General features: G+C 58.2%; 13 protein-coding genes. 5 read left to right on the top strand and 8 right to left on the bottom strand.

The window, feature by feature from the left end; translation table 11 throughout:
* Positions 1-15 precede the first annotated feature (15 nt).
* Positions 16-399 (bottom strand): bleomycin resistance protein, encoded by a 384-nt coding sequence (locus ACR0AJ_RS06790; protein WP_170349010.1) that lies wholly within the window; start codon positions 397-399, stop codon positions 16-18.
* Positions 400-446: 47 nt separating this feature from the next.
* The gene (locus ACR0AJ_RS06785; RefSeq protein ID WP_170349011.1) at positions 447-1,292 is read right to left on the bottom strand and encodes a HalD/BesD family halogenase; all 846 of its coding nucleotides are present in this window, start codon (positions 1,290-1,292) and stop codon (positions 447-449) included.
* Between the two features lie 425 nt (positions 1,293-1,717).
* Here ACR0AJ_RS06785 and ACR0AJ_RS06780 point away from each other — a divergent pair, with 425 nt between their 5' ends.
* The 3 genes from ACR0AJ_RS06780 (at position 1,718) to ACR0AJ_RS06770 (ending at position 5,132) form a co-directional block, all read left to right on the top strand.
* Positions 1,718-3,469, top strand: a complete 1,752-nt coding sequence (locus ACR0AJ_RS06780) for an acetolactate synthase 3 large subunit (RefSeq protein ID WP_170349012.1) — start codon at positions 1,718-1,720, stop codon at positions 3,467-3,469.
* A 59-nt stretch (positions 3,470-3,528) separates the two neighbouring features.
* A complete protein-coding gene (ilvN, locus tag ACR0AJ_RS06775) occupies positions 3,529-4,089 on the top strand; it encodes an acetolactate synthase small subunit (RefSeq protein WP_480740430.1) in 561 nt (186 codons plus the stop codon).
* 290 nt (positions 4,090-4,379) lie between these two features.
* A complete protein-coding gene (locus tag ACR0AJ_RS06770) occupies positions 4,380-5,132 on the top strand; it encodes a helix-turn-helix domain-containing protein (protein WP_226688333.1) in 753 nt (250 codons plus the stop codon).
* A 2-nt stretch (positions 5,133-5,134) separates the two neighbouring features.
* Here the strand turns inward: ACR0AJ_RS06770 and ACR0AJ_RS06765 are convergent, their stop codons facing one another.
* The 6 genes from ACR0AJ_RS06765 to ACR0AJ_RS06740 form a co-directional block, all read right to left on the bottom strand.
* Positions 5,135-5,917 carry a DUF2189 domain-containing protein gene (locus ACR0AJ_RS06765; protein WP_480740428.1) on the bottom strand — a complete coding sequence of 261 codons (783 nt, stop codon included), beginning with the start codon at positions 5,915-5,917 and terminating at the stop codon, positions 5,135-5,137.
* Between the two features lie 25 nt (positions 5,918-5,942).
* Positions 5,943-7,343, bottom strand: a complete 1,401-nt coding sequence (locus ACR0AJ_RS06760; protein ID WP_170349015.1) for an amidase — start codon at positions 7,341-7,343, stop codon at positions 5,943-5,945.
* 172 nt (positions 7,344-7,515) lie between these two features.
* Positions 7,516-8,640 carry a peptide chain release factor 2 gene (prfB, locus tag ACR0AJ_RS06755; RefSeq protein ID WP_170349016.1) on the bottom strand — a complete coding sequence of 375 codons (1,125 nt, stop codon included), beginning with the start codon at positions 8,638-8,640 and terminating at the stop codon, positions 7,516-7,518.
* Positions 8,641-8,730: 90 nt separating this feature from the next.
* Positions 8,731-11,217 carry a penicillin-binding protein 1A gene (locus tag ACR0AJ_RS06750; protein ID WP_480661688.1) on the bottom strand — a complete coding sequence of 829 codons (2,487 nt, stop codon included), beginning with the start codon at positions 11,215-11,217 and terminating at the stop codon, positions 8,731-8,733.
* A 95-nt stretch (positions 11,218-11,312) separates the two neighbouring features.
* A complete protein-coding gene (locus ACR0AJ_RS06745; protein ID WP_480740425.1) occupies positions 11,313-12,533 on the bottom strand; it encodes an N-acetylmuramoyl-L-alanine amidase in 1,221 nt (406 codons plus the stop codon).
* Positions 12,534-12,599: 66 nt separating this feature from the next.
* Positions 12,600-13,763, bottom strand: a complete 1,164-nt coding sequence (locus ACR0AJ_RS06740) for a pyridoxal phosphate-dependent aminotransferase (RefSeq protein ID WP_480740423.1) — start codon at positions 13,761-13,763, stop codon at positions 12,600-12,602.
* Between ACR0AJ_RS06740 and ACR0AJ_RS06735 the strand changes: the two genes are divergently transcribed.
* Positions 13,762-15,144 (top strand): M48 family metalloprotease, encoded by a 1,383-nt coding sequence (locus ACR0AJ_RS06735; RefSeq protein ID WP_480740421.1) that lies wholly within the window; start codon positions 13,762-13,764, stop codon positions 15,142-15,144. The two genes, ACR0AJ_RS06740 and ACR0AJ_RS06735, sit on opposite strands and share 2 nt — an antisense overlap.
* Positions 15,141-15,899: a DsbA family protein gene (locus ACR0AJ_RS06730; RefSeq protein ID WP_480740419.1), complete on the top strand. Its 759-nt coding sequence runs from the start codon at positions 15,141-15,143 to the stop codon at positions 15,897-15,899. Before ACR0AJ_RS06735 ends, ACR0AJ_RS06730 begins: the two co-directional genes overlap by 4 nt.
* Positions 15,900-15,998 lie beyond the last annotated feature (99 nt).

The raw sequence follows: 15,998 nt of genomic DNA, 5'->3' as shown, positions 1-15,998 counted from the left end.
AACGGGCGGGAGGGCCTACCCCCTCGGGCTGATATCCTGTCCAAAGAATACCAACGTCCCGTCTTCGTCGATAACGTGAAACTCGCGCTGCAGATAGGGTTGATCAAACGGCGGGCGCACGCGCCCTTCGGGTAGATCAGCCAATCCCGGCAGCAAGCTGTCGTACAAATCGTCGATTTCGTCGACGTCTATGTAAAACGACTGATCTTCTCCCAACGGGCGACCATCATCGCGCGGCGGGCATTCCAATAGCCGAATGGCCACGGACCCCAATGACAAAAAAGCGTAATTGTCCTGCCGAAACCCGCAAGAAAATCCCAAACGATCGCAATAGAAATCAATCTGCTTTTGCAGGGAGGAACACAGAACAAATGGCGTAAGCTGTATAATCTTAGGCATCGGACCCTCCGGTCGCTGAAAACCTCTTTATTTTAACCCCAGAATTTTCAGTCCAGCAATTGATCCTTTCGCATCCCTTCACGCGCATGATGATGCGGTAACACACGCCCATAAAGCTGTCGTGTGCGTTCAACCCCGCCGCACATCCCTTCGGCTTCAACGAATGAGAAAATCCCAACGTATCGGGTGCGCGCACCCGTTACTGGGGCCACCCTGTGCAGCGCGTACCGTCCCTTGAAAATCTGTAGGTCCCCCGGTTGCAACTCCAGCTCTCGGACCCGTGCCCTGTCTCCGTCCAAAACCGAGGCCACGGACTTAAAATTTTCGTCCTCGGCCGTGCGCAGGTTCGGCACATATTCAAAGGTGCCCCCGACTTCTCCATTCTGAATGGCCAGCGTAACGGTGTAGTTGTTGGTGTCGAAATGCCAGGGAAAGCCCTGCCCCTCTTCGACCACGTTAATGATCACATCTGCCAGCGGATCATCATAGCGAAAGAACCGATCCTCGGGCTCGTCCAATGCGTCACGGACAAAAGGCATGAACCATTCATATTCGTAAATCCGCCGCAAAGGACCCGACGTGGGGAAATTATCTGCGGGAACAAAGGCGTTTGAGCGGTCATAAAAACGGCGTATCGGATGCCCGATCCCAAAGCGCGGATCATCTTTGGTGAAATAGGCGTTGGTCCTGTTGAAAGAGCGATGCGCTTGTGGGGCAACCTCATCCGCCTCGCGCACCAGCAACTCCAAACCGTCCTCATGCACAAATCCTGGCAGAACCGCGCAGCCGTCTTGATCAAGTTCTTTCCGCACATCTGCAATCGTCTGATCATAGCCCCGCGACCCGGGCCGATCGATCGGATACCGCCCTAGATCTATGAGGTCCTGCAACATTCTTCGCCTCCCTTACCTGTTCAACTGAGACCAGCGTGCCGCACAGAGCCGGGTCGCTCATGTCAATTTTAGACATTGCCTTGACGCTTTCAGACCTGCCATTTGCCAGCCCAAATCATCATGAGCGGGCAAAAATTCGCGGAAATTCCCAACCTGCGGCAATCTGCGCAATAAAATGTCGCAAAATCTGCATCTCAGGTTACAAAATTGGTACGATTGCCTGTTGACGCCCCTTTCGCCCGCCCATAATGTCCCTGCCAAGCTGAAAAGGAGCCTCTGGCGATGAAAGCGCTAGTCGTAATCGTAGGAAACACGCGCATGGGCCGGTAACGGTAAACCATAATCGAACCCATGCGCCTCCGAAAAATCTCGGGGGCTTTTTTTATGCTAAACGCAAGACACATGTCGCGAACGGAGCAAAGCAGATGACACGTGAGATGACCGGCGCAAAAATGGTAGTTCAAGCCCTCAAGGATCAGGGCGTGGACACGGTATTCGGATACCCAGGTGGCGCCGTGCTACCGATCTATGATGAGATCTTTCTGCAAAACGACATTCGGCACGTTCTGGTGCGCCACGAACAGGGCGCGGTTCACGCCGCCGAAGGCTATGCCCGGTCAACCGGCAAACCCGGCGTTGCACTGGTGACTTCTGGCCCCGGCGCCACCAACGCGGTGACCGGCCTGACCGATGCGTTGCTGGATTCGATCCCGATTGTGGTTCTGACCGGGCAGGTTCCGACCTTCATGATCGGCTCGGACGCCTTTCAAGAGGCGGACACCGTTGGCATCACCCGCCCCTGCACCAAGCATAACTGGCTGGTGAAGGACACGGATTCGCTGTCTGAGACGATGCATGAGGCATTTCACGTCGCCATCTCGGGCCGCCCCGGGCCGGTGCTGGTCGATATTCCCAAAGACGTTCAGTTTGCCTCGGGTGAGTATACCGCGCCAAAACCGTCAACATCGCACTACCAACCGGTTCTGAAAGGCGATCTGGAAGAGATCACCGAACTGGTTGCGGCAATCGAGACCGCAAAGAAGCCGGTCTTTTACACTGGCGGCGGCGTCATCAACTCGGGCCCTGCTGCCAGCCAATTGCTGCGCGAATTGGTTGATGCGACGGGCTTCCCGGTCACCTCGACCCTGATGGGGCTGGGTGCCTATCCGGCGTCAGGCGAGAACTGGTTGGGTATGCTGGGGATGCACGGCCTGTACGAGGCCAATCTGGCCATGCATGACTGCGACCTGATGATCAACGTTGGCGCACGGTTCGACGACCGGATCACCGGACGGATTGATGCGTTCTCGCCGAACTCGAAAAAAGCGCATATCGACATTGATCCGTCATCGATCAACAAGGTGATCCGCGTGGACATCCCGATTGTCGGTGATGTGGCACATGTGCTTGAGGATATCCTCAAGGTTTGGAAATCGCGCGGCCGCAAGACCGATGCGGCCGCCGTCAAGAAGTGGCAGGCCCAGATAAGCGACTGGCGCAAGGTGAATTGCCTGGCGTTCACCAACAGCGAAAAGACCATCAAACCGCAATATGCGCTGCAACGCCTTGAAGAGCTGACCAAAAAGCACGACCGCTACATCACGACCGAGGTTGGTCAGCATCAGATGTGGGCGGCGCAGTATCTTGGGTTCGAAGACCCTAATCGCTGGATGACCTCGGGTGGTTTGGGCACGATGGGCTATGGTTTCCCGGCCTCTGTTGGGGTGCAGATGGCGCACCCGGATGCACTGGTGATCAACGTGGCAGGTGAGGCGTCGTGGCTGATGAACATGCAGGAAATGGGCACGGCCGTTCAGTACCGCCTGCCCGTGAAACAGTTCATCCTGAACAATGAACGCCTTGGCATGGTCCGTCAGTGGCAGGAGCTGCTGCATGGCGAGCGGTATTCGCATTCGTGGTCCGAAGCCCTGCCCGATTTCGTCAAACTTGCCGAGGCATTCGGCGCCAAAGGCATCCTGTGTTCTGACCCTGCCGATCTGGATGACGCGATCATGGAGATGATCAACTATGACGGTCCGGTGATTTTTGACTGTCTGGTGGAAAAGCACGAGAACTGCTTCCCCATGATCCCGTCAGGAAAGGCACATAACGAGATGTTGCTGGGCGAGGCCGAAACACAGGGCGTGATCGATTCCAAAGGCTCGGTTCTGGTTTGACGAAATTTGTTGGGCGCGGCGGAGCGCCCAACACCACAAGAATGATGAAAGGGACGTAAATGTCTGCCCTACATATCAAAAAAGGCTCTACCCGCCATTCGGCCTATAACCTACGCCCGACCTTTTCGGACGTGCAGGAGCGCCACACGATTGCGGTTTTGGTCGAAAACGAACCCGGTGTCTTGGCCCGTGTGATCGGGTTGTTCTCGGGCCGTGGTTACAACATCGAAAGCCTCACCGTAGCCGAGGTCGATCACACCGGGCATCTGAGCCGTATCACCATCGTCACCACCGGTACGCCGCAGGTGATCGAGCAGATCAAGGCGCAGCTGGGTCGTATCGTCACCGTTCACGACGTGCATGATTTGACCGTCGAAGGCGACGCGGTCGAGCGGGAGCTGGCGATCATCAAAGTGGTTGGCGCAGGCGAAAAAAGGGTCGAGGCGCTGCGTCTGGCCGATATCTTCCGCGCCAACGTGGTCGACAGCACGCTGAACTCTTTCATTTTTGAAATCACCGGAGCCCCGGACAAAATCGACGCCTTTGCCGATCTGATGCGCCCTTTGGGTCTGGTCGAAGTGGCCCGCACTGGCGTTGCGGCCCTGCTGCGTGGCGAGTAACATTTTCCCCACCCTGTCGGCTCGCGTATGGGTGGGGAAACTCTGGCCTGTCATGCTGCCTTTTAAGCTAAAACTGGCCGAATAACGTTTATTGGCGCCAAAGCGCCCAAAAAGATCACACAAAACAAGATAAAGCCTATTGCGTTTGTAAGATTGGACGTTAGCCTCTGGGGGTGACGTGGCGTTGGGATGCGCCCGTTCGTGTCATCTGTACGATATGTGCGTTATGTCGACCGTCAGGTCGAACATGTTGTGTACTATAAAACAAGTCGCGAGAACCTGGGACACCTATGACCAAAGACATCCGCAACCCGGACGAATTGCGCAGGATGTTCGGCGCCAATCTCAGACAACTTGCGCAGCAATATACATCAGTATCAGAACTTTGCCGACAATTGGGCGTCAACCGGACGCAATTCAACCGATACCTTGGTGGCGAGAGTTTTCCAAGACCTGACGTGCTTGACCGGATTTGCCGCTTTTTCGAAGTGGACGCCCGTATTCTGCTGCGCCCGCTGGACGAGATCGACCGCTCTCCGACACATCCCGCAGCGTCTGCCCTTACAGATTTTCTGGGCTCGGGCCCCACAACACTGACCGAGAACCTGTTTCCGGCGGGGTTCTACTATGCAACCGAGACCGAGCTGGATGATCCTAAGCCCTCTCGTCATCGGTTGATTCACGCGCGCCGGTTGCCGCAATGCACGCTGGTGCGTGGTTATGAGCCGCGCCCTGGCATGCCGAGCGCCGCTCCGACAGAACGTGAAGTGCAAGGCATCGCCGCCTGTGCTGGCCGGCAGATTTATATCCTGATGTCCAGCCGAGCCTCGCAAAACAGCCGTATTTATCTGGTGACGCGCGGGACCGATGAGCATTCGGACCGGTGGCGCGGGGTGGCTATCTGTTTGTCCAGAACGACCGCCAGCGAGACAACGACCCGGCGCATTCTACTGCGTCATCTGGGCGAAGACCCTTCGGCCGTTCTGGCAGCGGCGCGAACCGCCCGCCGTGCAGAACGCTCGCTTCAGCAAGCGGCAAGCTGACGTCACGCAGCGTTTTCGCCCGACGCTTGAGTGATCAGCCGATACAAATGCCAGCTTGCATGCCCCAGCAGCGGCAACACGATAAACAAGCCCAAAAACCACGGGATCATGGCTAGAAAAGTCAGGATGGCGATAAAGATTCCCCACAACAACATGACGCTGAAATGATCACGGACATAGCTGAAACTGGCGATCATAGCGGTCACGAAATCCAGCTCTCGGTCCAACAGCATGGGGATGGAAAGTACGGTGATCATATAAAGCACCGTCGCAAACACAGCGCCCACAACGCTTCCCACAGCCAACATCGTCAACCCGTTGGCGGTCAAATACACCTCTAACGAGGTCGACACGTTTGTCATCGTCGACAACCCCATGAACAGGGCAAAGATCATATGGCCCAGAAAGAACCAGAATAAAAACATCACCACAATAATCGCGCATATCGAGGGCAACTGACGGCGCCCCTGCTGCACCACCACTCCGAAAATAGACTTGAATTCCAAGGTCTCACCCTGCTCCAGCCGGTGCGAGACTTCATACATCCCTACCGCCGCAAAGGGCCCCAGCAAAGGAAACCCGATAGCAGCCAGAACCAACCAGTACGACGTGCCCGTCTGCAAGGTGATCCAGGCCATGAACCAACCGGCCAGCACATAAAACCCCGCAAACAGAAGCCCAAAAACCGGAGCCCGACGAAAGTCTGTCCAGGCCCGGCGCAGGGCTTCGCGCAACATCCCCAAATTCACCGGCCCCATTTCCGGAACACCAAATGGCTTGTCCATGTTCTGTCCTCCTCCCTTGCCGACCCTATGGTTGGGCCGGTCGTTTTTGCGGCCACATGGTGGCGGCGTGATAGGTTGCGCCAATCGACAGGATGCGGGCGTCGGAGCCGCGTGGACCAAACACCTGAATTCCCATCGGTAATCCGTTGGCTCCAAAACCCGCCGGTGCTGACAGGCAGGGCAAGCCGATCAGGCTGACTGGCACCATGACCTCCATCCACCGATGATAGGTATCCATCCTTCGCCCCGCAATTTCCGTTGGGTATGGCGTCTCAATCTCAAAGGGCCAAACCTGCGCAGACGGCAACACCATGGCATCATAACCACGCATCAACTCTGCCACGCATCGAAACCATTCGGACCGGATGACGCTGGCTTCATGCACTTGCATCGCCGTCAGAGTCTGCCCTCGGTCCAACTCCCATTGCGCCGTGTCTTTCAACACGTCACGTTGATCTGCAAGCGGCGCAAGGCTTGCGGCCACGCTCCAGGATCGCAAGGTTATCCAACTCTCCCAAAGGCGCTCGGCCTCAAATGGCGGCGCAACGGGGATGACCTCGGCCCCCAGCTGAGTGAACACATTCAAAGCACTTTCACATTGCGCGTGTACGCCATCCTCAAATGGATAAGCCCCTCCCCAGTCATCCAGCCACCCAATCCGCACGCCGCGCATGTCTGCCGCCTGCACCGGCGACACTATGGGGGTGGCCCCACCAAACGGCTGCCGCACATCCGGCCCTGAGATCACGTCCAGCAACAGGCCCAGATCCTCTGGGCTGCGCGCCATCGGGCCAAGCGTGGACAGCTGATGCAGAAAGCCATCACCTACCGGTTCCGACGGCACCCGCCCCCAGCTTGGCCGAAACCCGTAAACATTGTTCCAGGCCGCCGGGTTGCGTAGGCTGCCCATCGCGTCTGACCCATCCGCAAGCGCCACCATCCCGGTCGCCAGCGCCACCGCCGCGCCGCCGGATGACCCGCCGCAGGTCCGGGCCGGATTATAAGGGTTCGTCGTCGCGCCATGGACCGGATTGAAAGTATGGGACCCCAGCCCGAATTCGGGAACATTGGTCTTGCCGATCAGGATCGCGCCGGCCGCCCGCATCCGCGCGGCAATCAGATCATCCCTTTGCGCAACGTGATCCCTAAAAATCGGAGATCCCTGCGACGTTACGATCCCCGCCACGTTCACCAGATCTTTGACCGCAATCGGCAATCCATGCAGGGGGCCACGGATTGGACCAGAATCCAAAGCGCGGGCCTCGGTCATCAAATCATCCCGCTCGCGCAAAGCCACAATGGCGTTCGCGGCCTCGTTGACCCCGCCAATCCGCTCCAGCGTTTGCTGCATCACCTTTTGCGCCGACATCTGCCGGTCCGTCAGCGCGTTCAACAGGTCACTTGCAGTTGCTTGGCTCAGATTCATCCCAGGTTCGTCCCTTTTGCAAGGTCAACCTAGCCGGGGCATCCCCCCATTTAAACCCACTGTTTAAATGAATCTTTTCCGTTCCCACAGAAAGCCGGGATCCGTTGCATCTGGCTAAAAATTTATCGGGGGAGGCATTGCTTGCGGAGACCGGGCAAAGCCCCTGCCCGCCTTAGTCGCCCTGCGCCTCGGACCGGCTTTTGCCCGCCACGTTCAACGCCAGTGTGGCTGCCATGAACCCATCCAGATCACCATCCAACACACCCTTGGTGTCTGATGTCTCATGGTTGGTGCGCAGATCCTTCACCATCTGATAAGGCTGCAGGACATAGGACCGGATTTGGTTTCCCCAGCCCGCGTCGCCCTTGGCCTCGTGCGCAGCGTTGATATCCGCGTTGCGGCGATCCAGCTCTTGCTGATACAGGCGCGACTTCAGCGCTTTCATCGCAATATCGCGGTTTTGGTGCTGCGACTTCTCGGAACTGGTCACAACGATCCCGGTCGGAATGTGCGTGATCCGAACTGCCGAGTCGGTGGTGTTCACGTGCTGACCGCCCGCGCCCGAGGACCGGTATGTGTCGATACGGATGTCCGAGGGGTTCACCTCGATCTCAATATTGTCATCAACCACCGGATAAACCCAGACCGAGCTGAACGACGTATGCCGCTTAGCCGCCGAGTCATAAGGTGAAATCCGCACCAACCGGTGCACACCACTTTCAGACTTCAACCAGCCATAGGCGTTATGACCGGAAATCTTGTAGGCGGCGGATTTAATCCCCGCCTCTTCACCCGAGGTCTCGGATTGCAGCTCGACGGTATAGCCCTTTTTCTCGGCCCAACGCACATACATCCGCGCCAGCATCGAGGCCCAGTCGCAGCTTTCCGTGCCACCAGCGCCCGAGTTGATTTCAAGGAAGGTGTCATTGCCATCAGCCTCGCCATCTAGCAGCGCCTCCAGCTCTTTCTTGGCGGCTTTGGCTTTCAGGCTTTTGATGGCGTTTTCAGCGTCGGTGACAACCTCTTCGTCCTCCTCCATCTCGCCCAGTTCGATCAATTCGATATTGTCGCTTAGATCGGTTTTGATGGTTTCATAGGTTTCGATGGCATCAACCAACATCTGACGTTCGCGCATCAGTTTCTGCGCGTTCTCGGGGTTGTCCCAAAGGTTGGGGTCCTCGACGCGCGCATTAAATTCCTCAAGGCGGTGGGGCGCAGTTTCATAGTCCATACGCTGCGCCAGCAGCTCCAGCGACTTTTCAATTTCCGCCACGGTATTCTGGGTTTCGGCGCGCATGGTCTTGTCCCAACTTGCTCAATCAGGCCTGCGTGATAGCAAGAGGTTCGGGGCACCACAAGACAGCGGAGCCCCGAAACATATCGGTTATCAGTAAAGCCCACCGGTCGAGAGATCACCCTGGCTGGCATTGGGGCCAACAGTGACGGTATTCCCGGTTGATGTGGTCACCTGACGGCCGGTGTTGACCTCTTCGAACAGCGGCAGGTCCGAACCAACCGCAAAGCCGCCGTCATACACGCGGTCAATAAAGCCGTCGACGCCATCGCGGAAATACTCGGCAACGACATAATCCCCGGTCGCATCCGCTGGCAGGCGCGCGCCACTGAAACGGTCGATTTTGATAAAGTGGCCACCCTCGGGCACTTCAAACGGACCGCCGCCATATTTCTCGACAGCTTTTTCCATAAAGCTTTGGAAAACAGGGCCACACATTGTGCCGCCATAGGCCCCCCGTCCCATCGGGCGCGGGCGGTCATACCCGATATAGCAACCGGCCACGATATTGGACGTAAAGCCGATGAACCACGCATCTTTGGATTCGTTGGTCGTACCGGTTTTACCCGCTGTGGGCACGGGCAGATTAACGACGCTCGACGCAGTTCCCCGATCCACCACGCCCTTCATCATCGACGTCAGCTGATACGCGGTGATCGCATCCATAACCTGCCAGCGATCGGTCACGATCGTGGGCGACTCGTCCGGCTCAAGCCAGCTAGAGTTACAGTCCACACACTGGCGGTCGTCATGTCGGTAAATCGTCTTGCCGAACCGGTCCTGAATTCGGTCGACCAGAGTGGGCTCGACCCGTTCGCCACCATTGGCGAACATCGCATAGGCCGCGACCATCTTGTACAGCGTGGTTTCCTCGGACCCCAGCGAGTTGGCAAGGAATGCACCCATCCGGTCGTAAACGCCGAACCGTTCAGCATAGCCCGCGACAACCGGCATCGTAACCTCTTGCGCCAGACGGATCGTCATCAGGTTCCGCGACTGTTCGATCCCGGTGCGCAGTGGCGTCGGACCATAGAACTTGTTTGTCGAGTTCTTGGGCCGCCACAAACCCTGCGGCGTGTTCACCTCGATCGGGGCATCCACCACGATTGTTGCTGGGCTATAACCACTGTCCAGTGCCGCCGCGTAAACAAAAGGCTTAAAGCTGGATCCCGGCTGGCGCTGCGCCTGCGTAGCGCGGTTGAACACCGTATCCTGATACGAGAACCCGCCCTGCATCGCCAGAACCCGGCCCGAATTCACGTCCATCGCGACAAATCCGCCCTGTACTTCGGGAATTTGACGCGCCGACCACTGACCTTCTTCGCCGGCCATGACCAGGATGACGTCACCACGTTTGAAATTGGCGGCGAAATCGCCCTGCATCCATTTGATATCGGAACGCGGCACAACGCCGTCGGCTGGGCCGTTCTCGATACCGACCGTTAGGGATTGATCGGCCACGTTCAAAACCACCGCCGGATGCCATTGCGTTGGCAGCACCACGTCGCGCGGGATTTCCAAGATCGCCAGCGCCTCGCGCCACTGGGCTTCATCGGTCAGTTTATCTTCGGCGATCACTTCTTTCGTGCCGCGCCATTTACCGCGTGAGCGGTCGTATTTCTGCAGCGCGGTACGCAGGGCCTTGGCCGCTTCAACCTGCATCTCTTCGTCCACCGAGGCGCGGACGGTAAAGCCGCCAGTAAAGAACTCACCCTCGCCGAAATCCTCGCTCAACTGGCGGCGGATTTCGTCGGTGAAATAGTCACGCGGTGGCAGCGCAGTGCGGAAGCTTTCGAAGTCACCGTTTTGGACCGAGCGCAGCGGTTGATTGACCTCGGTCTCATAGGTCGCCTTATCGATATAGCCATTCTGGTGCATTTCGCGCAGCACGTAATCACGGCGCGCCAGCAGGCGTTCTTTCTGGCGAACTGGATGGTAATCGGACGGCGCTTTGGGCATTGCGGCCAGTGTGGCCGCCTCATGCGGGGCCAGTTCCTGCAACGTCTTGTTGAAATAGGTCTGCGCCGCAGCCGTCACACCATACGAGTTCTGGCCCAGAAAGATCTCGTTCATATAGAGTTCGAGAATCTGTTCCTTGTCCAGCGTATCCTCAAGCCGGGTGGCGAGGATGATCTCCTTGATCTTGCGCTCGGCCCGGCGGTCGCCGGACAGCAGGAAGTTCTTCATCACCTGCTGCGTGATCGTGGACGCACCACGCACGTTTTCACCCTTGGATTTCACAGCCTCGACACCGGCAGCGATGATGCCGCGCGGGTCATAGCCTTGATGCGTGTAAAAGTTCTTGTCCTCGGCCGAGATGAAAGCCTGCTTCACCAGGTCGGGAATTTCTTCGGACGGGGTGAACAAGCGGCGTTCCTGCGCGAATTCGTCGATCAGTTGACCTTCGCCCGAATAAATCCGGCTGATCGTCGGCGGCTTGTATTGCGCCAGCGACTCATGGCTGGGCAGGTCGCGCCCATACATCCAGAACACCGCGCCGATCACCAGCGCAGCCATGAAGATACCCAGGGTGACGAGGCTGAAGATTGCCCCGAAAAACGAAAGAATGAAACGGATCACGTTACTGCCTTTTACTCGCGCTGCCGCCTATATAGTGGTGCCCCGGCGCAGGGTCAAAACACGATGGCCAATATTAGCCGGTTTGCGTCGCAGGGTCACTGCCCAATCAGGGCGCGTTTAACCAGATCGTCCTGCCGCCATTGCTCTAGCCCGGCCAGGATTCCGCGCGCCATCCGTTTGCGCCATCCTGGATTCGTGACGTTTTTTAGATCTCTGGGGCTGGACAGAAACCCAAGCTCGACCAAAATCGACGGGATATCCGCCGCCTTTAGCACAGAAAAAGATGCCGTGCGGATCGGTCTGTTGTTCATTGGCCCGCCCTGCTGCGTCATCCCGTCGGCCACGGCCCGCGCCAACGCGTCGGTGCGTGGTTTGGTCTCTTGCCGCGCGATGTCCAGCAGGATGTCGGCCACCTGGTCGTCGGCACCGCTGAGGTCCACGCCCGAGATCAGATCGCCCCTATCGTGACGTTCGGCCAATTTGTGGCTGGCAACGTCCGAGGCATCGTCGGACAGCGTATAGACCGCCGCACCATGCGCGCGACCCTCGGAGAGACTATCGGCATGAAGCGAGATAAACACGTCCGCACCCGCCCGATGCGCCAGAGCTATGCGTCGTTCGAGGCTGACAAAATGGTCGTCCACACGGGTCATCACCACCTGATATCCGCCGGCCCGCAGCAGTGTTTCCCGCAACTCGCGCGCGAAGGTCAGCATCAGGGTCTTCTCGTTAGATCCCGCGACCTCGGCCCCCGGATCGATACCGCCGTGGCCTGGGTCCAGCATAACCAGCAAAGGGCGTGTTCCGATTGGACCAGGTTTGGCCGGCGTCACCGACGGTTCCGGCAGGTCCCATCCTGGCTGGCGCGGCGCCCCGGCGCTGGCGGCGAAACTGTCGAAATCGGTGCCGCTCAGACCAAGCGACAGGTGCGCTGTTCCATTGACCTGATCCACCCTCAAGTCAGAGGTATCAACGGCCAGCGGTGCGCCCAGCTCCAACACCATGCGCGACCAGCCGGGAACATAGGCGCCGAATTGCACACCACTGATCCGGTCGGTTTGCAGGAAAGTGTCGGCGTCCAGGCCGGTCCAGTCGACCTCCTGAAAATCCAGCACGACACGGTACGGATCGCGCAGTGTGAAGACACGGTAAGGAACGCCCTGACTGAGGCCAAGTTCAACGCGAACTCCGGCGCGGCCATCTTGAGTTATGCGGCTATCGTCGGGCAAAACCCGCGCAAGCGCGCTGAAATCATGCGCGAGCGCAGCGCTGCTCAGCGCCCAGATCAGCGCGATGGCGTAGAAAATCCTGCTCATGGCCTCAAGTTTTCCCGAGATCGTTTGGCGGTCAGACTAGCGGACCGAAGCTAATTTGTGAACGGGTTACGCCGGAGTTGTGATCGAACCGCGTTCAACCATGAAACGCTGAAGCCGCATCAGACCTTCCTCGATATCTGCCGTTGATCGCGCATAGGAAAACCGCAGCGTGCGGTGCCCGCGCACTGGGTCGAAATCCAGCCCCGGAGTCACGGCCACCCCGGCCTTGCCCAGTATGTCGGCCGCGAAGGCACGGCTGTCTTCGGTCAGGTCCGAGACATCGGCGTAAACGTAGAACGCCCCGTCAGGCGGCGCGATATTGGTGAACCCGGCCTTGGGCAAACCGTCCAACATCAAAGTGCGATTGCGGCGATAAACATCCAGATTGGCTTGCAATTCCGCGTCGCAATCCATCGCGGCTAGTGCTGCCAACTGGCTGGCATGGGGCGCACAGATGAACATGTTCTGGGCGATACGCTCGACGACGCGCACTTGATCCTCGGGCACGACCATCCAGCCAACACGCCAGCCGGTCATCGAGAAATATTTCGAGAATGAGTTGATCACATAGCACTCGTCCGTCAACTCCAGCGCAGTGACGGCTTTGGCCTCATATTCCAGACCATGGTAAATCTCATCGCTGATGAACGAGGCCCCCTGCCCGTGCGCAGCCTCGATCAGCGCGCCCATTGACGCATGATCCAGCATGGTACCGGTCGGATTGGCAGGTGACGCGACCATCAGCCCCTGCAGATCAAGCCCGGCGAAATCTGCAGGCACCGGTTGCAGGCGGTTTTCCGGCGCAGTGGGCAGGTCAACCGGCACCAAACCCAGTGCTTTCAGAATTTGCCGGTAAGACGGATAGCCCGGCGCGCCGATGCCAACGCGGTCACCGCTGTCGAACAGCGCGGTGAAGGCCAGCAGGAATCCGCCAGAAGATCCCGGAGTAATCACAACGCGTTCGGGGTTCAGATCAACATTATACCAATCGCCATACAGACGTGCGATCCGTTGCCGCAGCTCAGGCAATCCCAACGCGACCGTATAACCTAACGGGGCTTGCTCCATGGCCTTCCCCAGAGCCTTAACAGCCCCCTTAGGCGCACCGGTGCCGGGCTGGCCGACCTCCATATGGATTATGTGGCGCCCGGCCTCTTCGGCGCGGCGCGCGGCCTCCATCACGTCCATCACGATAAAGGGATCGACCCCGGACCGGGTTGAGTTTCTCATGCCAATCTCCCATGTTTCAGCCATGGCTTTTGAACGCTTATCCAGGGTGGCGTCAATCCCGACCCTGTTGCTGGTGGCAGTGACATGGATGGCAAGCCTTGTTCCGGCAAACGCTCAGGGCCTGATCCGAGACCCCGATATCGAACATGGGCTGCGCGAACTGGCCTTTCCGATCCTGCGTGCGGCCGGGCTGAACACCAATCGGGTCAAGATATTTGTCGTCAATGACCGCACGTTCAACGCCTTTGTCATCGATTACAGCGCGATTTACCTGAATTACGGGCTGATCCTGACCGTCGAAAGCCCTGAAATGCTGCAGGCCGTGATCGCGCACGAGGCCGCGCATATCGCCAATGGCCATCTGGCCCGGCGGACGCAAAACCTGCGCGCGGCGCAACGCAAGGCAGGGTTAGGGACTGCGCTGGCCCTAATTGCCGCTGCCGCCGGAGGTGGTGAGGCCGCAGTAGGCATTGCCGCAGGAACCCAAAGTGCTGCCCTGCGCAGTTTTCTCGGACATACCCGCGCCGAAGAATCTTCGGCCGACCAAAGCGCCGCCAGTTACCTCCGATGGGCCGGTATCTCGCCCATCGGGATGGTTGAACTGCATCGAAAATTCGCAGGTCAAGAGTTGCTAAACGCGGTCAATCAAGACCCCTATATGCGGTCGCACCCCACCAGCCGCGAGCGCCTGCGCGTGGCCGAAAGGTTTCTAGCGCAATCAGGCGACTGGTCCAAATCGGACCCAAATGCCGATTACTGGTTCGCGCGGGTCAAGGGTAAGCTGTCGGCTTTCCTCCGATCCCCAACATGGACCATGCGACGCGCAAAAGAGGAAGACGCGCAAGACATCCGCCTGATGCGTGAGGCATCGGCCTATCATCAGAACCATGATCTGGCCAACGCCCGCGCCGCCATAGATGGCGCCCTGGCCATTCGCCCAAATGATCCGTTTTACTATGAGCTTAAGGGCCAGATTTTACTGGAAAACCGGCAAATGCAGGACGCCGTGAAAGCCTATGGCAAAGCTGTTGAAATGGCCCCGAATGACGCGTTGATCCTGGCTGGGTACGGGCGTGCATTGCTGGCGCAAGGTCAGACAAAGAACGCCTTGCAAATACTTGTAAAGGCACGTCAAAGAGATTACCGAAATGCCCGACTGATGCAGGACCTCGGGGTCGCATATGCGAAGGTCGGCAATAATGGCATGGCTTCGGTCGTGACCGCTGAACGATATGCCTTGCGCGGCCGGTTGGCCGACGCGGGTATTCACGCAAAACGGGCCTTAGGGCAATTACCCGAAGGCTCTCCGGGTTGGCAAAGGGCGCAGGATGTGCTGATTGCCTCGGAACGCGCTAAGAAAGCAAAAAGGAAACGGAAATGATCCTCAGACATGCAGCACCTGCCCTACTGGGGCTTTCCTTGATCACTGGCCCTGCGCAAGCGTTGGACTTGAACGCGCTTAGCGCCTCGGAAAAGGAAGAATTCGGCGCCCAGGTGCGCGAATATCTGCTGGGGAACCCCGAAGTGATCATCGAGGCGATCAACATCCTTGAACAACGCAACGCGGTTGCCGAGGCCGCCGCTGACCAAGAACTAGTGGCCGCCAATGCCGAAGAACTGTTCAATGACGGCTATAGCTGGGTGGGTGGCAATCCAGAAGGCGACATTACTCTGGTCGAATTCATGGACTACCGCTGCGGCTATTGCCGCCGTGCGGTGCCCGAAGTGGCCGACCTGCTGGCTGAGGACGGCAATATCCGTTTGGTGATCAAGGAATTCCCGATCCTGGGCGAAGCTTCGGTCTTGTCCTCGCGTTTTGCGGTGGCGACCAAACATGTGGCCGGCGACGACGCATACAAGCAAGTTCATGACGCGCTGCTGGAATTTGGCGGCGAACCCACCGAGGTTTCTCTGCGTCGCATTTCCGATGGTTTGGGTCTGGACAGCGACGCAATCGTCGCGGCGATGGACAGCGATCAGGTGACCGATGAGATCACCCGCACCCGCGCCCTGGCACAACGGATGCAGATTACGGGAACGCCGTCGTTTGTTTTGGGCACCGAAATGCTGCGCGGCTTCCTTCCTGCGGATCAAATGCTGCAAATCGCCAAAGGCGTGCGCGCTGAACAAGGCTGAGTAAAGGGGCGGTTCACCCGCCCCCCTCTCGCTTCTGACGCAAGTGTTCGGGCAATAGGTCGGACTTGTTCAGCAACCTATTGCCACGCACACCTATCA

It is taken from the genome of Ruegeria sp. CJ9, assembly GCF_056536625.1.
Note: the sequence above shows the minus strand (reverse complement) of the source record. Positions and strands in the feature narration are given on the sequence as shown.